Annotated in this window: 26 protein-coding genes; 24 read left to right on the forward strand and 2 right to left on the reverse strand. The window is 36.7% G+C overall.

Annotated elements, in window-relative coordinates:
* Nucleotides 1-14 precede the first annotated feature (14 nt).
* From APF76_16260 to APF76_16285, 6 genes are all read left to right on the forward strand, one after another.
* Entirely contained in the window at nucleotides 15-1,190 is a 1,176-nt protein-coding gene (locus tag APF76_16260; GenBank protein ID KUO51048.1) for a sarcosine reductase, read from the forward strand.
* Between the two features lie 27 nt (nucleotides 1,191-1,217).
* A complete protein-coding gene (locus tag APF76_16265; protein ID KUO51049.1) occupies nucleotides 1,218-1,448 on the forward strand; it encodes a glycine reductase in 231 nt (76 codons plus the stop codon).
* A 264-nt stretch (nucleotides 1,449-1,712) separates the two neighbouring features.
* Nucleotides 1,713-2,492, forward strand: a complete 780-nt coding sequence (locus tag APF76_16270; GenBank protein ID KUO51050.1) for a hypothetical protein — start codon at nucleotides 1,713-1,715, stop codon at nucleotides 2,490-2,492.
* A 94-nt stretch (nucleotides 2,493-2,586) separates the two neighbouring features.
* A complete protein-coding gene (locus APF76_16275) occupies nucleotides 2,587-2,961 on the forward strand; it encodes a hypothetical protein (GenBank protein ID KUO51051.1) in 375 nt (124 codons plus the stop codon).
* A gap of 334 nt (nucleotides 2,962-3,295) precedes the next feature.
* Complete coding sequence (locus APF76_16280; GenBank protein KUO51052.1) at nucleotides 3,296-3,916, forward strand: hypothetical protein; 621 nt, start codon at nucleotides 3,296-3,298, stop codon at nucleotides 3,914-3,916.
* 24 nt (nucleotides 3,917-3,940) lie between these two features.
* Entirely contained in the window at nucleotides 3,941-4,693 is a 753-nt protein-coding gene (locus tag APF76_16285; GenBank protein ID KUO51053.1) for a hypothetical protein, read from the forward strand.
* A 581-nt stretch (nucleotides 4,694-5,274) separates the two neighbouring features.
* Here the strand turns inward: APF76_16285 and APF76_16290 are convergent.
* Nucleotides 5,275-5,631: a hypothetical protein gene (locus tag APF76_16290; GenBank protein ID KUO51054.1), complete on the reverse strand. Its 357-nt coding sequence runs from the start codon at nucleotides 5,629-5,631 to the stop codon at nucleotides 5,275-5,277.
* Between the two features lie 378 nt (nucleotides 5,632-6,009).
* On the opposite strand from APF76_16290, the gene APF76_16295 reads away from it, so the two are divergent.
* From APF76_16295 to APF76_16370, 16 genes are all read left to right on the forward strand, one after another.
* The gene (locus APF76_16295) at nucleotides 6,010-7,605 is read left to right on the forward strand and encodes a hypothetical protein (protein KUO51055.1); all 1,596 of its coding nucleotides are present in this window, start codon (nucleotides 6,010-6,012) and stop codon (nucleotides 7,603-7,605) included.
* Nucleotides 7,606-7,756: 151 nt separating this feature from the next.
* Nucleotides 7,757-8,935, forward strand: coding sequence for a hypothetical protein (locus APF76_16300; protein KUO51056.1), 1,179 nt, complete (start codon nucleotides 7,757-7,759; stop codon nucleotides 8,933-8,935).
* 196 nt (nucleotides 8,936-9,131) lie between these two features.
* Entirely contained in the window at nucleotides 9,132-10,037 is a 906-nt protein-coding gene (locus tag APF76_16305; GenBank protein KUO51317.1) for an ectoine/hydroxyectoine ABC transporter substrate-binding protein EhuB, read from the forward strand.
* An 83-nt stretch (nucleotides 10,038-10,120) separates the two neighbouring features.
* Nucleotides 10,121-10,774 carry an ectoine/hydroxyectoine ABC transporter permease subunit EhuC gene (locus tag APF76_16310; GenBank protein ID KUO51057.1) on the forward strand — a complete coding sequence of 218 codons (654 nt, stop codon included), beginning with the start codon at nucleotides 10,121-10,123 and terminating at the stop codon, nucleotides 10,772-10,774.
* Between the two features lie 3 nt (nucleotides 10,775-10,777).
* Nucleotides 10,778-11,437: an ectoine/hydroxyectoine ABC transporter permease subunit EhuD gene (locus APF76_16315; GenBank protein KUO51058.1), complete on the forward strand. Its 660-nt coding sequence runs from the start codon at nucleotides 10,778-10,780 to the stop codon at nucleotides 11,435-11,437.
* An 82-nt stretch (nucleotides 11,438-11,519) separates the two neighbouring features.
* A complete protein-coding gene (locus tag APF76_16320) occupies nucleotides 11,520-12,317 on the forward strand; it encodes an ectoine/hydroxyectoine ABC transporter ATP-binding protein EhuA (protein ID KUO51059.1) in 798 nt (265 codons plus the stop codon).
* A 22-nt stretch (nucleotides 12,318-12,339) separates the two neighbouring features.
* A complete protein-coding gene (locus APF76_16325) occupies nucleotides 12,340-13,803 on the forward strand; it encodes a hypothetical protein (protein KUO51060.1) in 1,464 nt (487 codons plus the stop codon).
* 26 nt (nucleotides 13,804-13,829) lie between these two features.
* The gene (locus APF76_16330; protein ID KUO51061.1) at nucleotides 13,830-14,867 is read left to right on the forward strand and encodes a threonine aldolase; all 1,038 of its coding nucleotides are present in this window, start codon (nucleotides 13,830-13,832) and stop codon (nucleotides 14,865-14,867) included.
* An 86-nt stretch (nucleotides 14,868-14,953) separates the two neighbouring features.
* Entirely contained in the window at nucleotides 14,954-16,789 is a 1,836-nt protein-coding gene (locus APF76_16335; GenBank protein ID KUO51062.1) for a hypothetical protein, read from the forward strand.
* A complete protein-coding gene (locus APF76_16340) occupies nucleotides 16,790-17,062 on the forward strand; it encodes a hypothetical protein (protein ID KUO51063.1) in 273 nt (90 codons plus the stop codon).
* A 30-nt stretch (nucleotides 17,063-17,092) separates the two neighbouring features.
* The gene (locus APF76_16345; GenBank protein KUO51064.1) at nucleotides 17,093-18,262 is read left to right on the forward strand and encodes an ectoine hydrolase DoeA; all 1,170 of its coding nucleotides are present in this window, start codon (nucleotides 17,093-17,095) and stop codon (nucleotides 18,260-18,262) included.
* Between the two features lie 114 nt (nucleotides 18,263-18,376).
* The gene (locus tag APF76_16350) at nucleotides 18,377-18,583 is read left to right on the forward strand and encodes a hypothetical protein (GenBank protein KUO51065.1); all 207 of its coding nucleotides are present in this window, start codon (nucleotides 18,377-18,379) and stop codon (nucleotides 18,581-18,583) included.
* Between the two features lie 14 nt (nucleotides 18,584-18,597).
* The gene (locus APF76_16355) at nucleotides 18,598-19,455 is read left to right on the forward strand and encodes a hypothetical protein (GenBank protein KUO51066.1); all 858 of its coding nucleotides are present in this window, start codon (nucleotides 18,598-18,600) and stop codon (nucleotides 19,453-19,455) included.
* A gap of 26 nt (nucleotides 19,456-19,481) precedes the next feature.
* Nucleotides 19,482-19,961, forward strand: a complete 480-nt coding sequence (locus APF76_16360) for a stage V sporulation protein AC (GenBank protein ID KUO51067.1) — start codon at nucleotides 19,482-19,484, stop codon at nucleotides 19,959-19,961.
* 1 nt (nucleotide 19,962) lies between these two features.
* The gene (locus APF76_16365) at nucleotides 19,963-20,964 is read left to right on the forward strand and encodes a stage V sporulation protein AD (protein KUO51068.1); all 1,002 of its coding nucleotides are present in this window, start codon (nucleotides 19,963-19,965) and stop codon (nucleotides 20,962-20,964) included.
* Between the two features lie 21 nt (nucleotides 20,965-20,985).
* The gene (locus APF76_16370; GenBank protein KUO51069.1) at nucleotides 20,986-21,339 is read left to right on the forward strand and encodes a stage V sporulation protein AEB; all 354 of its coding nucleotides are present in this window, start codon (nucleotides 20,986-20,988) and stop codon (nucleotides 21,337-21,339) included.
* An 8-nt stretch (nucleotides 21,340-21,347) separates the two neighbouring features.
* Here the strand turns inward: APF76_16370 and APF76_16375 are convergent, their stop codons facing one another.
* Complete coding sequence (locus tag APF76_16375) at nucleotides 21,348-23,027, reverse strand: hypothetical protein (protein KUO51070.1); 1,680 nt, start codon at nucleotides 23,025-23,027, stop codon at nucleotides 21,348-21,350.
* A gap of 199 nt (nucleotides 23,028-23,226) precedes the next feature.
* Here APF76_16375 and APF76_16380 point away from each other — a divergent pair, with 199 nt between their 5' ends.
* Both APF76_16380 and APF76_16385 read left to right on the forward strand, forming a co-directional pair.
* A complete protein-coding gene (locus APF76_16380) occupies nucleotides 23,227-24,702 on the forward strand; it encodes a hypothetical protein (protein KUO51071.1) in 1,476 nt (491 codons plus the stop codon).
* A gap of 4 nt (nucleotides 24,703-24,706) precedes the next feature.
* A complete protein-coding gene (locus APF76_16385; protein KUO51072.1) occupies nucleotides 24,707-26,167 on the forward strand; it encodes a hypothetical protein in 1,461 nt (486 codons plus the stop codon).
* The last annotated feature ends 6 nt before the right edge of the window (nucleotides 26,168-26,173 follow it).

Below are 26,173 nucleotides of genomic sequence, written 5' to 3' on the forward strand. Positions count from 1 at the left end.
AAGGAGGATAAGACATGTTAAAGCATGATAAAACTACATTTAAGGTTTTATACTATGTAAATCAGTTTTTTGGTCAGATTGGGGGAGAAGATAAAGCAGGCATCGAACCAATGTTTAAAAAGGAAAGTATTGGGCCTGCCCTAGGTTTTGCCAGCTTAATAAAAAGTATCAGACCATTAGGCATTCCCCATGACGATACACCGATAGCTGCTGCTAGAGATGCCCGAACAATCGACATAATGAAATCCGCAAATGAAGGGGGAGAAATCGTTGGTACCATTATTTGTGGAGATAACTATTTTAATGAAAACAAAGAGAAATCACTAGAATACATTTTAAATATAGTAAAAGAGGTTAAACCCGATATCTTGGTGGCTGGTCCAGCCTTTAATGCTGGCAGGTATGGTATGGCATGTGGTGAAATTGCCAAAGCAGTAGTTGATCAACTGAAGATACCTGTTGTAACTGGAATGTATATAGAAAACCCGGGAGTAGAAACATGTAAGGACAAAGCAATAGTAGTTAGCGTTGGAAATTCTGCAGCGGGAATGCGTAAGGCGTTACCAGCCATGGCAAATATTGTAAAGAAGATTGCTTTCGGAGTTGAATTAGGTCCTCCACAGGAAGAAGGTTATATTCCCCAGGGAATTAGAAAAACAGTAATTGTTGATAAAAGAGGCTCAAAAAGGGCAGTAGATATGCTGCTTAAAAGACTTAAGGGTGAAGAATTTGAAACAGAGCTTCCAATGCCTGTCTTTGATATGGTAGATCCAGCTCCACCGATTAAAGATTTAAAGAAGGCAAATATTGCATTAGTTACTAGTGGTGGAATCGTGCCAAAGGGTAATCCTGATAGACTACAGTCTGCTAGTGCTCAGAAATGGTGCAAATATGATGTAAGTAGAAAGGATTCCCTTGATCAAAGTGCATTGCTAGGAACAGTAGATGAGTTTTGCACAGTACATGGTGGTTATGACCCTGTATATGCTAACAAGTTCCCTGATAGGATTGCTCCACTAGACATTTTAAAGAAGATGGTTAAACAAAAATATATTGGTCAGGTCTACGAATGGTTCTATACAACTACGGGAACAGGAACATCAGTATCAAACTCAGTTAAGTTTGGACAGGAAATAGGTGCCGAATTGAAAAAGGCAGGTGTAGATGGAGTTATCCTTACATCCACCTGAGGCACATGTACTCGTTGCGGTGCAACGATGGTTAAAGAAATTGAAAGGTATGGCATTCCAATTGTTCACATGGCTACGATAACTACAATTTCACAGTCAGTTGGTGCAAACAGGATCGTACCTACTGTGGCAATTCCATATCCAGTAGGCAACCCGGCTTTGACACATGAAGAGGAAAATGAAATGAGATATAATCTTGTTAAGAAAGCTGTAGACTCACTAGTGTCGAAGGTTACAGGACCAACATTGTTTGAATAGACAAAAAGTAATAATGAATATAGGAAAAATAAGGATGCGATACGCATGGCGATTAACTAGGTGGTGAAAGTCCACTATGGGGGTTTGTAGCAACCATTAGGAGATCGAAGTAGTTGTTTGACCAAAAAGTAAATCTGTGATTAAATGTTCCTAAGAATGAAAATTACCTTGTTAAGCTTATTGTGAACCTAAATAATAGCTGGCAAAACATAATATAACGTAAACATATTACGTTAAAAATATTAAGTGTTGGAGGATATAGACGTGGAGTCATCCTACTTTTCTGACCTAATAAATAAATATAGCAAAAAAGTATATAATTTTGCTTACCATACTATGGGTAATAGACAAGATGCTGAAGATGTTGTTCAAGAAACCTTTCTTCAGGTTTATAGAAATCTTCATAATTTTCGAGGTGACAGCAATATTTATACATGGATATATAAAATTGCTTTAAACACATGTCTTCAATTAAAAAAACAAAAAGATAAGGCATATGTTGAAGATTTAGAAGACAAGATTACCCTGTACAAGGATAAAATATCTTTTCAGCAACAAAAAGACTGCTATAGTAATCCGGAAAATGCAGCTTTAATAAACGAATTAGTAAAAGATATTAGAAACGAATGTCATCAAATAGTAATGCAGAAGCTTCCTGAAAAGCAAAGGCTGGTTTTTATTATGAGGGTAGTTCTTGATCTTACATACCAGGAAATATCCAATACATTAGGAATATCTGAGAATGTAATTAAGTCTAGGCTGCATAGGGCTAGGGAAAGCCTTTTAAATCATTTCCAAAATAAATGTCAATGGTATACGCAGGGAGAATCTAGCTCCTGCTGCAGGTCAAAAGTGGGCTACATTTTAGCACAAGATACCGAGGCACTTAAAAGAGTCTATGAGGAAATGAAAGAGTTTGAGCCTATTAGTGAAAAAATTGATGTTTCAGAAAAGGAATTAAATAATTTAGAGCAGATATATAAACAAGTACAGCTGCCCGAACCAAATATGGAGGTTATAAAAAATTACGTTTTAAACACTTAAGCAAAAAATTATTTGAAAAATCGTAACCTACCTTTCGTTTTTTTCTCTAAATAGAAAAGAGCGAAAGGTTTTATTTTTTAAGGAGGGATTAAAGATGCAAGTGTACAATTCATTTCTGGGCTTTGTAATTATGGGAATTATTTCATTTGGAGTGGTATTAGTAGGTCTTACGAATGTATTTATTCCTTTCATGTTAAATTATAGAGCTGCAACATTTATACTATTGATTTCAGGATTTCTCATGTGTACTTTGGGAGCAATGGGATATGTTATGTCAAAAAATCTATTTAGTCCATTTACTCTAACGGGCACTATCCTTGGAGTACTAGCTTTAATAATTAGCATACTCACTATTTTTAATAAAAATGTTCCATTCATACATGGTCAACGAGAGGCATTTATAACGTTAGCGATTATCATACTACTAAAAATTGTTTTAACTAGAATACATCTTTTTGTTATAAAATAAATAAATTATTTAATTACCCGTAACCTTAGCTCTTTCTTTTTATCCAAATATATAGAAAAAAGAGAAAGGGTGTTTAATAGTGAGCACAAATTTTATAATTGACAGAAACCTATGTAATTCTTGTGGCTTATGTGTGAGGGAATGTATACGTCATGTTAACATACCTCACCAAAAACACGTGAATCCAAAAAATCCAGCATGCAGCAGATGTTACCATTGCTTAGCAGTGTGTCCCAGCAATGCAATAAAGGTTAAGGACACATATAATGTATCTAGTTCCTGTGGAGAATTACCAAATCCCATTAACGAGAACGATCTGAAGGCGCTTTTCTCTTTGAGGCGAAGCCATAGAAAATTCACAAAGGAAACTGTTAGTGATGAAACTCTAGAAGGATTAGTTAATTCAGCAATACTTATTCCATCAGGAGGCAATAGACATTCTTACGAATTTACCGTAATTAAGAGTGACAAAATGAAAAATAAATTAAGAGAGGCACTTACTACTATCTACAAAAGGAAAAATACTATTATTAATAATCCCATACTGAGGACAATCGCAAGTTTTATTACAGACTCTTCTACTCGAGGGTTCCTAAAAGATAAGAATTATCGTAACCGTATGAAAGACCTTATCAACAGAATTTGTAAAAGTGAGGACCCATTGTTTTATGATGCGCCAATCGTTATAATTATCCATTCAAAGGAACAGATACCTACTCCAAAGGAAGATAGTATCCTTGCAGGATATAACATCATATTGATGGCCCAGACTATGGGATTAGGTACTTGTTTTGTTACTCTGGCTCAAAAAGCTATAAATAGTAGTAGAAAGTGCAAGGAAATATTAAATCTTTCTCCGAAGGATAACATTAATGCAGTTATTTTGCTTGGGCATCCTGCGGCGGATTATTACAGACCAGCCCCAAGATTTCATAAAGAGATAAAATGGCTATAGTTTTAGAAAGGAGAGTAATTAAAGATGAAAGTATTAGCAATCATAGGAAGTCCACGTAAAGGAAATACAACTAAGGTAGTACAACAAATTGAACGAGAATTAAAAAATCAGAGGGAAGATATATGTTTTGAATATCTTTTCTTAAAAGATACTAATTTAAAATTATGTAAAGGCTGTTTTGCATGTATTGCTAAAGGTGAACATTTTTGTCCCATAAAAGATGATTTATTAATAGTTACAGAAAAAATGTTTAATGCTGATGGCATTATATTTGCTTCACCTGTTTACGTTTTTAATGTGTCAACACTTATGAAAAACCTTATTGACCGTTTAGCCTATATGAGTCATAGACCTCAGTTTTTCGGAAAATCTGCTATGGCAGTAGTTACCTCTGGTGGAGGTGGCATTCCGGAAACCTTAAAATATCTAGAGTCAGTATTACATGGCTGGGGGTTTCGTTTTGCTGGTAAACTGGGAATTATGATGCATCCAGTAGTTGATCATTCACAGAAAATCAGTAACATAAAAAAAATAGCATATAAATTTTATGACTCATTTAAGGATAATAAGCAAATATCTCCAAGACTGAGTGAACTCTTACAGTTTCGTATAATAAAACTTAATTCTGTTAAATTTAAAGAACATTTTCCTGCGGATTATGAATTTTATAAAGATACTAAAGATTATTATATTCAAACCCGGATTAAATTTTTTAAAAATATTTATACAAAAATTTTGGAGAAAATAATTGTTCGGTCAATGGAAAAAAGCTCGTAAATTTGTACTAGTATTTTTTGCTATAGCCAGGTAGTAAAAAAAAGAAATACGGGTAAATTAGTAATAATCTATTCAATAATGAGGAGTGATTATTACTATGGTAGGATGGGGCTTTGGTATGGACTATCAAATGCTTGTATGGGGAATTGTGCTTTTTGGGGTAGTTGGACTTTCAATATACTTACTGGTTAATCTGTTAACAAGATATAGAAAAATAGGATAAAAAAATATTTCTTTATACTTTAATACATCTCTAACCATTTAGGTTAGGGTGTTTTTCTTATTATTTACCAAAGCAGAGGGGCATGTGCTTATGGAAGATATGCCTAGAACAGGCAAAACCCTTTTGGCAAAGTCTTTGGCAAAAAGTCTAGGTGAGCTGAGTGTGTGTCATCGTTTTTTTATTCAACTAGTATTAGTGCAAAGAAGTTCCACTTTCCATAGGTTTCTTTTTTGGTATCTATTTTAAAACCATTAGTTCTTACAGTTTGAAAGACATCTATCCCACAGGCTTCCATCATGGGTCTGATTTGTGGGTGTTCTGATGAAGTGGGCTCAGACTGAGCACCTCCACCGGATTGTCAGGTAGACCCTTCACTTAAAGGAAGTGCAATCAGGGCAAAAGCCTTATAATAGCCCATCTGACATGCTTCGTTTTCAATGGCTAATGCAATTTTGGTAAGTGCTGTACCATTTGAACTATTAATAAGCAATGCCTGGCTGTATTCCTTTAGCATTTTTTCCATCTCTTTAGTGGTGGGGGCGTGAGGGGGATGGTATGCATCCTTTCCATAAAAACGACATCCATAACGACATTTCCATTGAACCCATTCTGCAACAGCTACTGTATCAGTTTTTATTATAGCTGCTTTTTCAGCACCCATTTCGATTGCTCTATCCACTAGATCATTAAATTTATTTCCTGTACGTGACGTCAAAAATAATTCACCTCTCTGCATAATTATGATGTATTAGAATCTAAAATAATTTTAAGTCTTTTCTGGAGAAATTACAATATTAATTGAAAATATCAGAAAAACTGGTGGATGAACTGCTAAAACTTTCAGAAATAAATGTGTTATAATGAAATAAATTACAAAAAAATTAAAAAATATACTTTTTATGTAATATTTGAACGATATAAACACAGTAATGTTTTAAACGACACTTATTTTTTTGTACTATCATAACTTTTGCCGATAGATAGTATTAACGCCCTAAAGGATTAGAATTTCTACGCATTGTAAAGATACGATGCTAGAACTATTCGCAAGCCAAGTTATGCTTTGGAAACTTGAAAGAGGAGTTGGGGGAAAGTGGATTTTACTGTGAGAGATATCTTAAATTTAGAAGTATTAAAAGGGATAGACGTTGTAGCAGGAAAACAAGGGATAGATAATAAGGTTGCCCATGTAACTGTATTAGACGCCCCTGATGCAGCTAAGTGGATCAGGGGATATGAGTTTGTTGTTACAACATTATACTTATTTAAGGATACAAGTGAGCAATTAAAGCTAATAGAAGATATGTCCCAAAGAAATGCATCAGCACTAGGAATAAAACTAAATAGATTTGTAAATGCCCTTTCTAGTGAAGTAATTGATTTGGCAGACAAATATTGCCTACCCTTAATAAGGATTCCCTATGAAAAGGCTTGGATTGATTTGATAAACCCTATTATGGCTGAACTTTTAAATCAACAAGTTGTGATGTTAGAAAAATCAAACGCTATAAGACGATCTTTTATAAATGAGGTTTTAGAAGGTGGAAAGCTAGAGACTATAGCTAGGACCCTTTCTGGGTTGACACATAACCCTGTAACACTAGTGGAATTAATAAATAAAACAGATGTAACATGGCCGTACTATTTTAAAAACCATATTAATACGGATGATCTGCACAGCCTACAAAGAAAACATAATGGGATAGGCTTGGCAAACAAAGTAAAAAGTATTATTAATAATATTAATGGATATGTGTATCCAATAGAAGTTGCCAAAAGAGTTGAAGGTTATGTGATTGTTTGGGAAACAAAAGAATTAAAAGAGTTAGACTTGATAGCAATTGAACAAGCTACTACCGTAGCTGCCCTTCATATCCAGCAGCTTAAAGAGGTTAATCAAATAAACCAAAGATTTAGAGATGACTTTATTAAACAACTAATTAAAGGTGAGTTTTCGTACAACTATGTCCGACATAGATCGGAAGAGATCGGATTGGAGCTTAGCCCTCAGAGTATGGTAGCCCTAGCTAGAATAAACCAAGATAAGGATTTTGATGACTGGAAAAGCTTCCATTTTATTTTTAATTATCTTAAGGACAAGATTAAACTAAAATGCGAGTTAGATATAACTATAGGAATAGAAGGAAACGATACAATAATTTTGTTCATCCCATGGAAAAGCGATGGTGCTAATAGCAAGAAAATAATAGAGACACTTGTGGAGGCTAGGTTAGAGCTAACTAGGAATCTGGAGAACCTACAGATAGCTGTGGGTATAGGTAATCCTTGTAATACATATGATAGGTTGCCAGAATCTTTCAAGGAGGCGTCTATTGCTTGTCAGGTTAGTATGGCATTAAATGAAGTCTGTGAATACTCGGAACTAGGGTCATATTCATTACTGATTGAATTGTTAGACTCCAAAGAGATTGATAACTATTTAGAAAGACTAATCAATCCCATAATTACCTATGATTATGAAAATAAGACTGAACTATTCAAGACTTTAGAAACGTTCATCTATAGTAATTGTAATTATAGAGAAACGGCGAAGAAACTATATATACATCATAATACTATCCGTTATAGACTGAGCATTATTGAAAAACTCTTAGGGTTTGATTTAAAAGATCAAGAAATGGCTTTAAATGTGTTACTTGGAATAAAACTGTTTAAGTTGAAAAATTAATCATAATATCCAAAGATACAAAATAATCTAACAATTCTTGTATTTTCGGTAAAAGGTACCCAGGGCTTGCTTGTTGTATTGTTTTTATAGATACAGCAGGCAGGCTCTATTCGATTCTTCTGTCTTAGTCACTTGAAAGGAGGAAGTAATATTGTTAAATATCGATCAATTAAAGGAATATGAAAAAGAACTAATAAGTCTAAGAAGGCATTTTCATATGCATCCAGAGTTAGCTAATGAAGAATATGAAACAGCTAAATATATAGAAAAATACCTACATGAGTGTGGTCTTGAGGTTATCAAAGGTTTTGCCAAAACAGGGATAGTGGGTATTTTAAAGGGAAAAGAAGGCCCATCAATTGGTATTCGTGCAGAAATGGATGCATTGCCAATTAATGAAACCAATGATGTTATTTATAAATCACGTTATCCCTATAAAATGCATGCCTGTGGTCATGATGGTCATATGGCGGTGACCTTAGTAACAGCAAAAATACTTTCTAAAATGAAAGACAAACTAAATGGAAGCATTGTTTTTATTTTTCAGCCTGCAGAGGAAAATCTACCTGAAGGCGGGGCTAAAAGATTCTGCAAAGAGGCAAGAGATATTTTAAAAGACCTAAAAGCAATATTTGGCTTCCACTTTTGGCCTAGCACCGAAAGCGGAAAAGTTGCAGTTTCAAAGGACCCAATGATGGCGGCAGGAGATATTTTTGAGGTTGTTTTTAATGGGATGGGAGCTCATGGAGCCAATCCTCATCAATCTTCAGATGTACTTTTGATGACTAGTGCTTCAGTACTATCTTTAACTAATATAGTAGCACGAAATATTAGACCTGGAATACAGGCTACGTTGTCAGTTGGTGTAATCGAAGGTGGAAAAAGTCCAAACGTCCTACCAGCTGAATCAATTATTAAGGGAACTACAAGATATCTTTCAGAGGATTTAAAGGATGTTTTCCCAGAAAAAATTGATCGTGTGTTGGATGGAATATCAAAAGCATATAGTGGAAGCTATAAATTGAAGTATTCATATGGGTATCCATTATTACAAAATAATGAAGCCATGGTAGATGTAGTACAGAAATGTGCAGAAAGTGTAGTTGGCAAAAGTAATTTGATAGAGAAAATTGGTCCAAGTTTGACTTCAGAGGATTTTGCAGTATTTTTAAAAGATATTCCCGGCTGTCATTTTTGGATTGGAACTTATAATCCTAATAATAATCTTATTCATATGCTGCATAATCCGCAATTTGATTTAGATGAAGCAGTAATGATAATTCCAGTTAGGATATTGTTAATGATTTGCCAACAACTTGTAAATTCTTGAATTGTATTACATTTCTAAGGTAGAATTCAAATTCAGAATAAACAATCAAAATTGTTAGAAAAGTATGACTAGATGCGCTATTTACTTAAAGCTAAATAACTGAGGAGGTGAAAATCTATTTAATCAATATCTTTGTCTTGTATCTTGGAGGAGTAATTCCAATTTGAAAGGGAGGTAAGTTTAAGTGAATAAAAAAATGTTAGTGTTTTTAATGGTCCTAGTTTTAACGTTGATGATTGGTATAACTGGGTGTGGCACCGATACTGCTACTGAGCCAGAGACTCCTGAAGAGACTGAAGTTGTTCAAGAAACAGAAGAGACAACCTTTGAACGTGTTCAAAGGGAAGGTTATGTTACTGTTGGTTTTGCAAATGAAGCCCCCTTTGCCTATGCCACTCCAGCTGGCCAGCTTACGGGTCAAAATGTGGAGATAGCACGTGCTGTATTAAAGAGGTTAGGAATTGATGAAATGGATGGTGTTCTTACGGAGTTTGGTTCACTTATACCTGGACTTAAAGCAAACCGTTTTGACATGATAACTGCAGGAATGTATATTACACCAGATCGTGCCAAAGAAGTAGCTTTTGCTGATCCTGAATATACAATTGGTGGAGCATTAGCAGTTAAAGCAGGAAACCCATATGGTCTATCTAGTTATGAGGACATTGCTGCCAACCCTGAAGTTAAAGTTGCGGTTATGGCTGGCGGTCAGGAATACGAGTATATGATTGCAGCAGGTGTAAGTGCAGATCAACTTTTAACTGTTTCGGACCAACCATCTTGTTTAGCTGCATTACAGGCTGAAAGGGTAGACGCTATCACTATGACAGGGCCTGCACTTCAGTCCATGTTAGATACAGTAAATGATCCTAAAGTTGAAAGAGTTGAAGATTTTGTCGTATCTGTTATTGATGGTGTAAGACAGCAGGGCTTTGGTTCTACTGCATTTCGTATGGAGGATCAAGATTTCTTAGCAGCATATAATCGTGAACTTCAAAACATAAAGGATTCTGGTGAACTATTAGAAATTCAGAAATCCTTCGGATTTACTGAGAGTGAATTTGTTGATGGCTTGACTGCAGAAGACGTTATCGCAAACTAATAACAAAAACAGGGGAGGATGCTTAGGCACCTCCCCGATTAAAATACTATATGGCGTCATTGGACTATGCACAAAGGAGGGTGATGAATATTCTTCCCCCATTTGATCTTTTACCTACATTATTAGTTGGTTTAAAAGTTACAATACAACTTACCATATTATCATCAATTTTGGCTTTCTTCGTTTCCTTTTTTGTCGGTTTCTGCCGGCTTTCCAAATATAAAATAGTACGTATAATATCTACTATTTATGTTGAGTTTTTCCGTGGTACATCCATGCTTGTACAATTGTTCTGGGTTTATTTTGTGTTACCGGTTTTTGGTCTAGACTTTTCAGCAATGCATGCTGGAATTTTGGTGCTGGGCCTTAACTTTGGTGCATATTGTTCAGAAGTTGTTCGTAGTGCGATTCTTGCTATCCCAAAAACACAAACAGAGGCAGGGATTTCATTAAATATGACTTCTACACAAATAATGTCAAAAATAGTTTTACCACAAGCTTTTGTAATCATGCTGCCATCCTATGGCAACTATTTAATAGAGTTATTAAAATGTACTGCTTTGGTTTCACTTATAACGTTAAATGACTTAATGTTTCAAGGGGTATTATTAAATTCTTCTACCTTTAGAACTATAGAAATATACAGTTTGGTGTTAGTCATGTACTTTTTATTGGCATACCCTCTTACACTAGGTGTGCGTTGGTTCGAGAGAAAATTTTCAGAGGGGAGGGCTTAACACATGTGGAATTGGGATTTTGCGTTTTCTATTATGCCTCAACTTTTGAAAGCACTTCGAATCACCATTTTGGCGACGCTTCTAGGTTTTACCTTAGCTTGCATATTGGGCCTTTTATTAGCTCTAGGAAGACGTTCAACTATTAAACCCCTTTCAATGCTAATAGGCGGTTTCATTGAATTTGTTAGAAGCACACCACTACTTGCGCAACTATATTTTGTTTTTTATGTATTCCCGAAGTTTGGACTTACACTTACTCCACTTGTTGCGGGTGTATTGACCCTTGGGGTGCATTATAGCACTTATCTTTCTGAGGTATATCGTGCAGGAATTGATGCAATTCCTCGAGGGCAATGGGAAGCAGCAACTGCCCTGAACTTTTCAAGAGCGCGAATCTGGTTAAATATTATTATCCCTCAGGCAGTTCCACCAGTAGTTCCGGTGATGGGGAACTATTTAATTGGTATGTTTAAGGATACCCCCCTACTTTCTGCTATTACTCTAGTTGAAATATTACAATCTGCAAAAATCATAGGCTCTCTAACATTTCGATATACAGAGGCTATTACAATAGTTGGGGTACTATTCCTGATTTTAAGTTATGTTTCGTCGCTGGGAGTTCAAAAATTAGAGGTTCGACTGAACCGGAGAAGCTTATTATAGATTAACCTTTTAACTGCACAATTAAGTGGTTAAATTTTAGCAAATAAAGACAGGGGATCTAGCAAAAGAAAGGAGTGTAATAATGACTGAGAACCCACAGAAAAAGCCTTTTATTTCTTATAATAAGATTTGTAAATCTTTTGGTGACAATCATGTACTTAGGGAGCTTGACCTTGATATTGCTGCCAATGAAATTGTTGCGGTAATTGGACCAAGTGGATCTGGAAAAACTACCCTAGCCCGTATTCTAATGACTCTTGAAAGACCTGAAACAGGTACAATTGAAATTGATGGTGAGTATCTATGGCATAAGGAAGTGGATGGAAGGCTTGTACTTGCAGATGATAAACATGTACGTAAAGTCCGTAGTAGAGTAGGGATGGTTTTTCAGCAATTTAATCTTTTTCCACATATGAAAATTTTGAGAAATTGTACAGAGGCTCCTATACATGTACTTGGAATGTCTAAGGAAGAGGCTACTGAAAAGGCCATTGCTATGTTAAAGAAGGTTGGATTAGAGCAAAAGCTAGATGCCTATCCGTCACAGCTATCAGGAGGACAGCAACAAAGAGTTGCCATAGCGCGTGCACTAGTAATGAATCCTAAAATAATGCTTTTCGATGAGGTAACTTCAGCACTTGATCCTGAGCTAGTGGGAGAGGTGCTTGCAGTTCTTAAAGAAATAGCTTCTGAAGGAAATATGACTATGCTTCTTGTTACCCATGAGATGGACTTTGCCAGGGAAGTTGCGGATCGTATTATTTTTATTGATGATGGTAAAATTGTGGAACAAGGGCCACCAAAAGTTATGTTTGGTAATCCAAAGAATCCACGAACCATTGCATTCCTTAGTAGATTTTTAAAAGAGGGTATTCAATAATAACTTATGGAGGGATTAGCTGATGAGAATTAGCAAAGTAAATTATGTGGAGCAGTGCACACCAAATTTCACTTATATTTCAGAAGACCAGATCTATGAAATCCACATGGCAAGTTTAGAAGTATTGGAAAGAGTAGGGGTTCGAGTAGACCATCAAGAAGCAAGAGAACTATTAAAAAATGCAGGTGCCTATGTTGGGGAAAACAATATGGTTAGAATCCCAGCGCATATAGTTGATGAAGGGTTAAGAACTGCTCCATCAAGAGTTGTGCTATCAAATAGAGATGGAGAAAGAAAGCTCTACTGTGAAGCAAATCAGGTATACTTTGGACCGGGTTCTGACCTTCCATGGACACTTGATTTATATAGTGGAGATAGACGTAATAGTCTAAAGCAAGATATAGTAAATGCTTCAAGAGTAGTAGATTCTTTACCAAACTTTGATTTTATGATGAGCTATGGAATAGCCACAGATGTACACGATCAGCTTTCTTATCTGCACCAGTTTCATGCTATGGTAGAAAACACCAAGAAGCCCATTGTATTTACAGCCAAAGATGGAGAAGATTTTATGCAGATAGTAGAAATGGCAGCTGCTATTCGAGGCGGATATGACAAACTAAAGGAAAGCCCGTTTATAGCATGTTATCATGAACCAATCTCTCCCCTAGTACATGCTAGAGAAGGCTTAGAAAAGTTATTAGCTTGTGCTGAGTATGGAATTCCAGCAATATATACTCCAGGAGCAGGAGCAGGAGCAACCGCCCCATGTACCATGGCTGGACTTTTGACCCAGGTCAATGCTGAATTATTAAGTGGTATAGTAATCCATCAACTAAAATCCAAAGGTGCACCATTTATTTACGGGGCTGCCTGTGGTAATCTAGATATGAAGACTACTATAATACCCCATGGAGCACCTGAATTTCAAATGTTTGGAATGGTCTTAGCCCATATGGCACGCTATTATAAGCTACCCAGTTGGAGTACAGCAGGAAATTCCGATGCACCTGTCCTTGACCAACAAGCAACATTAGAGTGGGGATTTAATATCTTTATGGGTCAGTGTAGTGGGGCAAATATAGTACACGATGTAGGGTATTTAAATACAGGTTTGATAGGAGCCCTAGAAGCATTAGTAATATGTAATGATATTATTGGTTTAGTAAGACATGTGGCAAGGGGAATTAAAATTGACAGAGAAACATTAGCTGTAGAAGTAATTGAAAGGGTAGGAGCTGGTGGAAACTACTTCACGGATGAACATACGTTCAAACACTATAGGGATGAGTTTTGGTCTCCAGATATATTAAATAGGGTTCGTTATGATGTTTGGAAAGATAATGGTTCCAAGACCCTCTTCGATAAGGCAAATGAAAAAGCTAAAAAAATTACCGAAGAATATAAGCCAGAACTCCTACCAGCAGATATTAGTGAAAAACTTGCTTTAATCATAAAGCAAGCTGAGCAAAAGTATATCAAATAATTATATTTTTAGGGAGCGAATTTGACATGATAGATATGCGAAGTGACACAGTAACACAACCAACACATGAAATGCGAAAGGCAATGGCTAATGCTGAAGTTGGTGATGACGTTTATGGAGAAGACCCTACTATAAATCGTTTGGAAAAGGTTTCAGCAGAATTAGTTGGCAAGGAAGCAGCTCTGTTTGTACCTACTGGAACGATGGGTAACCAAATTGCCGTACTAACTCATACCAAAAGGGGAGATGAAGTAATCTTAGACGAGGAATCCCATATTGCCTATTATGAGGTGGGAGGCCCAGCTATGCTGGCAAGTGTTCAACTGCGTACAGTACCTGGTCTATTAGTAAATGATACGTTAAATAAAATTTACAAAGCCCATCGTCAGCCTAATATCCATTATCCAAACAGTAGCTTATTGTGTTTGGAAAATACTTTCAACCGTGGAGGGGGTAGTATAATGCCCCCTGCTGGAGTAAAAGCTGCATGTGAAGTAGCAAAGGAATTAAACCTTCTAGTTCATATGGATGGAGCAAGAATATTTAATGCTACTGTTGGTGCAGGGTGCGATGTTAAAGAATTTACACAGTACTGTGATAGTATTCAATTTTGCCTTTCAAAGGGTTTGAGTGCACCAGTTGGTTCAATATTAGCAGGTAACAAAGAGTTTATTGCAATGGCTCGCAAGTATCGAAAAGCACTAGGTGGTGGCATGCGACAGGCTGGGGTATTAGCTGCAGCTGGGTTGATATCATTAAAAATGATTGATCGACTTGCAGAAGACCATGCTAATGCAAAAATATTGGCAGAGGGCCTTTCAAAAATTAAGGGTATAAGGATAGATTTAGACAGGGTACATACTAATATGGTATTTATTGAGACTACGGATACAGGTATGGATTCGGCGACTTTCACTAGCAAGATGGAGGAACATGGTGTACGGGCTATAGCAGTAGAAACACACCTTGTTCGGTTTGTGACCCATAAGGATGTTACTAGAGAGGATGTAATAAAAGCTATCGAAGTGGCAAATAAGGTAGTGAACTCGTTCAGCCAAAGTTGAACCTATGCAAGGTTGGCGGTGATAGTCAGCGGATAAAGTGGGGGTCTTAAACCATATAGAATAATTTGGATAAAGGAGGGAAAACCATGGCGTATGGATATTGGTCTAAGCTATTAAGAGTTGACCTAACTACTAAAGAAGTTACAACAGAAACAATTTCAGAAGAGTTTTTAAAGAGTTACATTGGTGGATCAGGACTAGGAACTAGGCTGTTATATAATGAGGTAGCTCCGAAAACAGATCCATTAGCACCTGAAAATAAAGTCATTTTTGCTACAGGTCCATATCAAGGAACTAATGTTCCAGGTAGCGGTAAATGGTCAGTAGTTTCCAAGTCACCTTTGACAAACACATTTGCAGTAACTACCGCGGGAGCAGAATGGGGATACAGATTTAAGAGAACAGGCTTTGACGCCATATGCGTCCAAGGTAGTTCTGATGTTCCAGTATATTTATCAATTAATAACGATGAAGTTACTATTGAAGATGCGTCCGAACTTTGGGGACTAGATGCTATAGAAACAAGTCAAAAGATTAAGCTGAAGATGCCAAGTGGTACTAGTGTTGCAACAATAGGAACAGCTGGGGAGCAAATGGTAGCTATTGCTTGCATAGTTGCTGATAGCCATAGTTTTGCGGGTAGATGTGGACTAGGTGCTGTTATGGGTTCGAAAAATCTTAAGGCTATAGCAGTAAAAGGTGACAAAAAGGTTCCAGTATATAACGAGGAAAAGCTAAAAGAACTGACAGATGAGACTCTTAAACTGTTAAAAACTAATACTAAAGAGACATTTTTTAAACATGGCACATCAATATTAGTTGGTGGTGCTGAAGCAGAAGGAGACTTACCAATTAAATACTGGAGTGGTGATGTTTGGACTGAAGGTGCTGAAAAAATTGGTGCGCCATATTATGGTGAAAAGTTAAATGCTAAAGCATGGCCTTGTAGGAACTGCCCTGTAGCATGTCATAGAAAGATAGAACTAGAAATCAAAAATGGTGAAAAAATCGTTGGTGCAGGAGCAGAGTACGAATCATTAGGTATGCTGGGATCTTGCTGTCTGGTTAATGATTTAGAGGCAATATCTGAAGCTAATGATATTTGTAATCGCTTAGGAATTGATACAATATCTGCTGGAGCTTTTGTGGGCTTTACAATGGAATGTTTTGAGAAGGGCCTGGTAAGCAAAGAGGATGTTGGATATGAAGTGCCTTGGGGAGATCCCAATGTATTACTGCAGCTAGTGAAACAAATTGGGGAGAAAAAAGGATTTGGTGCAGTATTTGCTAATGGGATAGTGAAAGCGGCAGCAAAGATTGGAAAAGATGCAGAAGTAATAGCTGTACATGTTAAAGGGTTAGACCTTCCTGCTCATGACCCAAGGTCATATTTCAGTTTGGCGGTTAACTATGCAACAGGTACTAGAGGAGCATGTCATTTAAGGGGTTTCCCTCACATAGGAGAATCGGGACTTTTAATTCCTGAAGTTGGGATAACCAAACCTCCGGAACGCTTTTCCATGGAGGGTCAAGCATACTTAACTATTGTTTATCAAGACTATTGTACCATGTTAGACTCTTTAGCTTGTTGTATGTTCATGCAGTGCACAGGAATGGATTTAACAAGAACAACTGAATTTTTAAATGCAATTACTGGTTGGGAATTAACTCCTCAAGAACTCATGGAGGCTGGGGAAAGGATTTTTAATCTGCAGAGGCTTATAAATGTACAAGATGGTTTTGGTAGAGAATCAGATAAGCTACCTAAAAGAATGTATGAACCTGCCCTTACAGGATTTAGGGCAAACAGAGCTCCATTTGCTTTAAATGAAGCTTTAGATGAATACTATAATCTTAGAGGCTGGGACCAAAATGGGGTTCCAACTGAAAACAAAATAAAATCATTAAAGATGGTGGAATAAATGCAAGTAGTAGTGAAGTACTTGTCGGTTCTAATTCCTATTACTAGGAAAAAGTCAGAAATTATTCAACTGGAAGGCGAAACATCTATTGAGAACTTAGTTGAAATATTATGTGACAAGTATGGAACAAGATTTATGGGCATGATTTACATGCAATCAAATAGTAGAAAATATTTTGTTCATTTCTTAGTCAAAAATCAGGCAGTTGATGATACCTATTATTTGAAGGATGGAGATGAAGTAACAATACTATTGGCTCTCGGTGGCGGTTAGTAAAAAATTTACTGTGGGGGGTGTATGGTTATGCTATTTGAGAAATCGGAATATATTGAAAGGGTAAACAAAGTAAAAGAAAGCATGGCTGTTAGGGAAATTGAAGTTTTAATTATAACGGATCCTGCTAATATGTGCTATCTTTCCGGATATGATGCGCTCTCATTTTATGAAGCACAAGCGGTGGTAATTGCTCCAGAATTTGAACAGCCAGTATGGATAGGGAGGCTCCAAGATTATTACTGTGCAGTAGAAACTACCTGGGTGGATACTGACAACATTATTGCATATCCTGATAAATTTCTCTGGGATACCACTAAACGGCATGTTATGGGTTTTATAGCTGATTATCTGAAAGAACATGGGCTTGATAAAAAAGTTATTGGTGTAGAAATGGATGCATACTACTTTACGGCATTTTGGTACCAATGGCTACAAAAAAGTCTACCTAATGCAATCTTTAAAGACGCAACAAAGCTTGTTAATTGGATAAGGGGAATCAAGTCTGAAAAGGAACTTGAATATATGAGTAGGGCAGCGCGTCTTGTTGAAAAGGCTATGAAGAATGCAATAGACAAAATTGATGTAGGAATAAGGGAATGTGATGTGGCAGCTGGAATTTACAGCGACATTATAAGCGGCAATGCAGAATTCGGAGGGGATTATCCTTCCTTGGCACCTATCATGCCTTCAGGTAAGAGAACTTCTGGGGCACATTTAACGTGGACGGATAAAAAATATCAGGATAACCAGATAGTATACATGGAGATGTCGGGCTGCTACAGACGCTATCATGCTCCCCTTACAAGAACAATTTATGTGGGCAAAGCTCCCCAAAAAGTTCATGATACCGCAGCTATAGTGGTTGAAGGGCTAAATACAGCCTTGGAGTTGGCAAAACCTGGAGTTACCTGTGAGGAAATTGAAAGAGTTTGGCAGAAAACAATAAATAAATATGGTTTAGAAAAGGAATCCCGAATGGGCTATGCTGTTGGTCTTAGCTACCCACCTGTATGGTGTGAAGATACTGCTTTCTTTAAACCGGGTGAAAAAATTGAACTTAAACCAAATATGACATTTCATATGATGCCAGGTATGTGGCTAGATGGATATGGAATTGCAATTACAGAAACCTTTAGGATAACTGAAAAAGGCAGCGAGACAATCACTAAGTTCCCTAGGAAACTATTTGTTAAGTAACACTCCTCCTCTAGGGGCCTAGAATTATAATATTCTAGGCCTCTTTTATTTTAATTATTTATGAATTTTACATCATTTTATCTGGAATACTAATCTAGGTAAGGAGGAATTCTAATGACTGTCATTGCCAAGGTAAAACAAACATTAGCCAGTTTAAAAGGTGTTCAAGGAACCCTAAATATTTATGCAACTCAAACTGAGGATAAGGAAACTAGGTATGTATTCAAAGAAGCAGTTCAAGTATCAACTGATATTATAAAAGAATTGGAAGCAAGAATACAAAATTTAGAATTTGAAGAGCCTCAATACAAAGGCTACTAAGTGGAGGTAATTATATGCAGCCATGGATAGAGATACTATTAAGAGCTGTAATTCTATTTATTGTAGTTTTTGCAGCTGTGAGGTTAATGGGCAAAAGGCAGCCATCAAGGGTGACAGCATTTCAATTTGTAAATTACATAGTAATTGCGATTATCGCTTCTTTTATGATTTTGAATTTAATTGAGACAGCCTTCGGTGCAATTGCGCTAGCAGTATGGGTTGGTTTTCCTATTGCTCTAGAGTATCTATCCTTAAAAAGCAAGTTAGTACATGATTTGGTAAATGGCAAAGAGACAATTTTGATAAAACAAGGCAAGGTTATGGAAGAAAGTCTTATGCAGACAAGGCTTACAGGCGAGGATCTTTTAAGGGAATTAAGATTAAAAAATGCTTTTAATGTTGCGGATGTGGAATTTGCGGTAATGGAAACAACAGGCGACATAAATGTTATGTTAAAGTCTGATAAAAAACCTATTACATCCCATGATCTTGGAAGAAAGGTAGCACCTCAAACTGAACCACAGACAGTTGTGTTAGATGGAAATATAATGGATGAACCACTTACTAATATGGGACTTAACAGAGATTGGCTCATAACCCAATTTGCAAGTACAGGTATATCTTTGGATAATGTATTTATTGCACAGATTGATACTGTGGGAGACCTATATGTAGATGTTTTTGATGATGCTATGCAAATTCCTCAACCAAAAGTAAAAGAACTTGTATATACAAACCTAGAAAAAATTCAATCAGATTTTTTAACCTATTCTCTTGATACTTTGGAACCAAACGTCAAAGCAATGTATGCAGAAAATGCTAATAAGATTAAAAAGCTTAAGGAGAAACTTCAGCCTTATCTTATACGGTAGTTATAGAATTCAGGAGTGATTATTAAATGTCTAATCTAAAAAATAAGAAACTAACTCCTACTCAACAAGAGTATAAAAATTTTGCTAAACTCAGGGAGCCAAAAAGGCCTGTATTGATGAATTGTATTAGAGCATTTATAGTAGGAGGAATAATTTGTGCCTTTGGGCAAGGGCTAATGTGGGTGTACATGACATACTTTAATTTCACAGAGGTTTCAGCTGGTAATCCTACTGTAGCGACTTTGATTATTATTTCAGCCTTATTAACAGGGTTTGGAGTGTACGATCATCTAGCTCAGTGGGCCGGTGCTGGTAGTGCTGTTCCCGTTACAGGCTTTGCAAATAGTATAGCATCAGCTGCAATTGAACATAGAAGTGAAGGATTTGTGCTTGGCGTTGGAGGAAATATGTTTAAGCTAGCAGGTTCAGTAATTGTCTTCGGGGTTTTTTCATCCTTTGTAGTAGCAATTATTACTTTGATAATTCAATGGTTGGGTGGAATATAATATGCAAAAGGGTCATCAAACATGGGTTTTTGATTCACTACCTGTAATAATAGCTTCATCTGCTGTAGGAGGTCCATTTGAAGCAAAGAGCGCATTAGCAAAAGATTTTGATGCCCTCCATGGAGATTTGTGGTTGGGGCAAAAGAGTTTTGAGAAGGCAGAAAAAAAGCTATTAGAGCAGGCCTGTGAAATAGCAATTGACAAGGCAGGAATGAAAAAAGAGGATATACAGTTCTTTATTAGTGGAGATCTTATGAATCAGATTATTTCCAGTAGTTTTGCAGCTCGAACCCTTGGCGCTCCTTACCTAGGAGTTTTTGGTGCATGTTCAAGCTCCATGGAGAGCCTAGCATTAGCTGCCCTTATTGTTAATAGTAAGGCGGGCAAAAATGCCTTAGCAGCAGCGTCTAGTCATAATGGTTCAGTTGAGAAGCAATTTAGATATCCTACGGAGTATGGTTCCCAAAAACCTCCAACAGCACAATGGACTGTAACGGGTGCTGGCGCAGCCTTAGTAGCTAGTGAAGGAGACGGACCAAAAGTGACAGCTGCTACTGTGGGACGTGTAATTGATATGGGTCTTTCTGATCCATTTAATATGGGTGGAGCCATGGCCCCGGCAGCTGTAGATACAATTACGGCCCATATTAGAGATTTAGGCATTGATTCATCCTATTATGATGTAATTGCTACTGGAGACTTGGGTAAAGTGGGTCACGAAATTGCTGCAGAATTATTACAAAAACATGGAATAGAAATACCGAAGAAAATATTAACAGATTGTGGACTTATGATTTACAAGGAAGATCAGCCTGTTTTTTCAGGTGGTAGTGGCTGTGCATGCTCCGCTACTGTTACTTTTGGACACTTCATGAACAAGCTAAAAAAGGGCGAATTAAAAAGAATTCTTATAGTTGCAACAGGAGCTTTGTTATCACCTTTATCGTACCAGCAAAAAGAGACTATACCTTGTATTGCTCATGCAGTAGCAATAGAAGCATAGGAAAGGAAGAGCATAAAATCTATGGAAAAATTTATTATTGCATTTTTAGTTGGTGGAGGAATCTGTGTCATAGGGCAGTTAATGATGGATGTTGGTAGATTAACGCCAGCTCATACAATGAGTACTTTGGTTGTAGCAGGGGCAGTATTAGGAGGTCTCGGTCTTTACGAGCCTTTAATTAAGTTCGCTGGTGCAGGGGCCTCGGTACCAATTAGCAGCTTTGGCAATTCCCTTGTAAAAGGTGCCCTGGGGGAAGCGGAGAGAAATGGTTTTATAGGAGTTCTAACTGGTATATTTGAAGTCACTAGTGCAGGTATATCTGCTGCAATAATATTTGGTTTTTTAGCAGCCTTAATATTTAAACCAAAGGGCTAATAATTCTATTAACCTTCAAGGCCATCTGACAATAAATGATGCACAACGATTCCCATCTGTAACTTAAACCTATCCTGGCAGTCCTGAGGGTCCAAGTTAGTTATTTCTTTAATTTTGTTTAATCTATAACGAAGTGTATGGCGATGTAAGTAAAGGTTCTCAGATGTTTCTTTAATACTACCGTTGTTATCTAAAAAAGCCTCTAGGGTCATCATTAAGTCGCTGCTATACTCCTTGTCGTGACGCATCAAAGGGTGTACAGTACTATGGTAGTAACTGTTTAACTCCCCCTTTCCTTCAACGTTTGCAAAAAGCTTGTATACTCCAAGATCCTCATAAAAAACTGTATATTCTTTCTTCCAAAGTTTTTTTCCAATAGATAATGCTTTCTCAGCCTCCTTATAAATAACCGGTAAATCCCCTAAGTTTGCATGATATTTCCCAAAGCCAACTGATACTGATATAGCCAAATTATCTTTAACTGCTTTTTGAAGCTGTTTTGCCATATTATCTAAATGTTCTTTTGTGCAATCTTTGGCTAACTGACAGAGTATGCAGAGCTTATCACTTCTATATTTAAGCATAGTTTTGTGTTGTTGAAAATACAGACAAGACTTGGCATAGGATTGTATTAACTTTTTTATCTCTATTAATTCTCTATTGGTCTTTTGGTTCTTTAGAATAGCAAAGTCATCAATTTCCATTATTACAATTGTAAAATTCTTAGTATGATCTAATCCAAAATGAGCAGCTCTTCTATTTAAATGTTTTACTGACTTCAGGTTACCGTCTAACAATTTATCTAAAAAATCCCCTGAAATCCTATCTTGAGCTTCCCAGATGGCCTTTTCTTGTAACAATTCAATTGCACATACTACAGCACCTATTTCTATATGGGGCATGAAATCTTGCTTGTGTATCTTGCTATTATCCACACCAATTATGGATATATATCCATGTAGTATTGAATTTACTTTAATAGGATACAGTAAGTGACTTGGTTTCAGCCCATTAGATTCATTAGATAGATAATAAATACTTTTTGATTCTAAAAGGTCTTTAAAATGATTGTCCTTTTTTAGGTTTTCGTACTCCAATATGATTTGCTGTGGGTTTAATAAATCCAGCGAAGTATCAAACCCATGGTGGGCAATTAAATTAAAGTGTTCATCGAGAATTCTTACAGGCATGGAAATACTGTCTGATAAAAATGCAGCTATTTCTGACATGCCTTTTTCTTGGAGGAGCAATTGTACAAATCTTAGATTTCGCTCATGTTCAGAGATATATTTAAGTGAGGTACATGTATTAATATCAACGTAGATTGCTTTTACAATCTCTGCTGCGGATAGTGATTTAGGTATTTCTAATAAAGGAAGGTTTAGAGCATCACAATGAATAATAAGCTGGGAAGGTATTTCGTCCAAAAAAATACCAATCTGAATTGCAAGGCATGATACATTTCCATGACTGAGGTTATTAACTATTTTTAATAATAGCTCTTCATTATTGATGAGATCATACCCAGTTGTTATTATGAAATCATTTTTTTTAAATGCAGGTACTCTATCTAGTATGTCTACCATATGAACAGAGTTTATTTCTTGACCTAAATTTGACTTGCCGGCTACCACCTGTACGTCTTTCATTAAATCCAATCCAAGGACATCATACAAGGAGATTATCAAGTATGTTCACCTCCATATGCTTATTATAATTTTTATTGTCAAAAAATTCAAATAAAAATGATAAATCCTGGGTACAAATTATAGTCAGCATGTTTATACACCATAGACATTGTTAAACTTTAATAAAGTGATATATTTTTATTAAAAGTCAGACAATTTTAAATTATGTGACTCTACGCTTGTAAGGGGAGATTTCAAAATGTCAAAGTTTTCTATGAGGGCTCAATATTCACCACAATTTACCCTATGGACGGAAGACCAGTGCCATATGATACATCATGCTACATTTGAAATTCTTGAACAAACTGGAGTAATGGTTTATGAAAAAGAAGCCCTGCATCTGCTAAAGGGGGCAGGATGTTTAGTGAAAGGAAATCTTGTAAGATTTCCTCCTGCGTTAGTGAGTTGGGCGATTGATAGTGCCCCTGAGAGGATTGTTCTAGCAGATACAGATGGAAAAAGGACTGTCTTTTTGGAAGATGGTGTTGTCAGCTATGGAATGAGTAATGATTGTCCATTTTTCTATGATCCCAATAATCAATCTATAAGACCCTCTATCCTTTCAGATGTAGAAAAAGCTGCAATGGTGGCAGATGATCTCGATAATATTGACTTTGTTGGTTCCCTTGTCCTTGCCTCCGATGTAACCGTGGGATTATCAGATTTGTACCATTTTAGGGCTTTAAGACTTCACACAAAAAAACCAATTCTAGGCTCATCTCTTGATGTACACGTTCTAAATGCAATGATACAAATGGGAGTCATATCATCTGGTAGTATAGAAGAATTTAAAAGAAATCCAAATTTTGCTGTATACTGTGAACCAACTTCACCCCTTATTCATTCCCAAAATTCTTTGGAAAGGTTGCTTATTTGTGCCGAATATGGAGTTCCGGTAACATATGCTCCTGCACCACTTTCTGGAGGTACTGGTCCTGCCACCCTAGCTGGAACATTTGTATTAGGTAACGCAGAATGTTTATCGGGACTTGTTATACATCAGTTAAAAAGATGTGGTTCACCCTTTATTTTTTCTTGCCTAGCTGGGCCACTAGATATGAAAACTACTATCGCCCCATATGGAGACCCTTTTGTTAATATAATTAGTGCAGCTGTTGGGGCCATGGGACGATTTTATAAATTACCATCTTATGGAATGTCCGGATGTACCGATGCTTGTGTGACCGACCTTCAAGCTGCCATTGAAGGTACTTTTTCCATATTTGCCTCGGCACTAGGAAGAACTAATTTAGTTCATGATAATGGCTATACTGGGAACGGTATGATAGGTAATTTAGAGTACCTTGTAATGACTGATGAGATTATAGACATGACCAAGCATTTTATGAAGGGAATACAAGTTAATGAAGAGACAGTACCGTTAGATTTAATTGATGAAGTTGGTCCTGGAGGCAACTATCTATTATCAAATCATACTTTAAAACACTTTAAAAAGGAAACCTGGTATCCGAAATACATGAATAGAAGTCACTATAAAAAGTGGCTTGAGGAGGGTGGCAAGGATATGGGGTTAAAGGTCCATGAAAGGGTGTTAAACATTTTAAAAAATACAGATAGAAATGGAATTGCTGATAGGGAGATTGAGGAACTAGACAGGGTAATTATGGATGAAGAAAAAAGAATAAAGAAAACACGAACAGAAATCAGGGGGTGAGAGAATGCAAGTTAATTATCAAGCACAGATATCACCATGGTTAAAAGTTTGGACAGAAGACCAGTGCCATGAACTTCACTTGAGTTCTCTTGAAATATTAGAAAGAACGGGAACCGTATTTTATGACAAATCGGCGCAAAAGATTCTCAAGGAAGGTGGAGCATATGTCAAGGAAGATAGGATATATATACCCCCTTGGATGATTGAGGCAGCAATAAAAACAGCTCCAGAAAGAATAACCCTGAAGGGGCGCGATAAAAAACTATTACGTCTGGAAAAAAATGATGTGAATTTTGGGCTGGGCACCGATTTACCATTTTTTCTAGACATGAAAACTAGAGAGTATAGAAAGACGGTTTTACAGGACATTATCAATGTAGCTACAGTCGTAGACTATTTGCCCAATCTTGATTTTGTTGCATCTTTAGGTATTGCAAGTGATGTAAATACCCATTTAGTTGATCTTTATCATTTTAAAGCTATGCACGAGTATTGTCAAAAGCCTATCCTTATGACAGCTTCTGATGAGAATAATTTACAGGGACTAATTGACATGGCTGCAGTTTCAGCAGGAGGCTATGAGGAGTTAAAACGAAATCCATTATTCTTGCTATATACAGAACCAATATCTCCATTGCTTCATAGTAAGGAAGCTTTGCAAAAACTTATGTTAGCTGCTAAGTATGAGATTCCAGTAACCTATGCTTCTGGGATATCATCAGGAACCACAGGTCCGGTAACCCTTGCCGGAACACTAGCCCTAGCTAATGCTGAGTGCTTAGCTGGTTTAGTATTGCACCAGATGGTTAATCCGGGAGCTCCTTTTATGTATGGTATTGTGGCTTCACCAGCCGACATGAATACAACAATGGTGAATTATGGGGGACCTGAGATGCCTCTAAATTATTGTGTGGTAGGTGAAATGGGAAATTACTATAAACTACCAACTTATGGACAGTCTGGATGTACAGATTCCGCTGTTTTAGATCAGCAGGCCGGAATTGAGGCAATGTTTTCTATTTTTGCAGCTGCACTAAGTGGAACCAACTTTGTCCATGATAATGGATATATTGGAAATGGCTTAGTAGGCAGCTTGGAGATGCTTGTATTATGTGATGAATGTATTAGCATGGTAAAACACTTCATGAAAGGTATGGAAGTTAATAAAGAAACTTTAGCGTTAGAAATCATTCATCAAATAGGTCCTGGAGGACACTTTTTAGCGACTGACCATACATTTAAGCATTTCCGTTCTTCAAATTGGAATCCCAGGTATTTAAACAGGAAGGACTATCAGAACTGGGAACTTCATGGAAAGAAAACCATGGGGGACAGAATTAAAGAGGAAGTTGACAGCATACTTGCTGGTCACAATACTGAGCCACTAGCTGAAAACACATTGAATGAGTTTAACAGAATAATTGATGAACATGAAAAAAGTATCAAATCCGCCAGTAAGGGTTAGTGGAAG

The organism is Desulfitibacter sp. BRH_c19 (assembly GCA_001515945.1).
GTDB lineage: Bacteria > Bacillota > DSM-16504 > Desulfitibacterales > Desulfitibacteraceae > Desulfitibacter.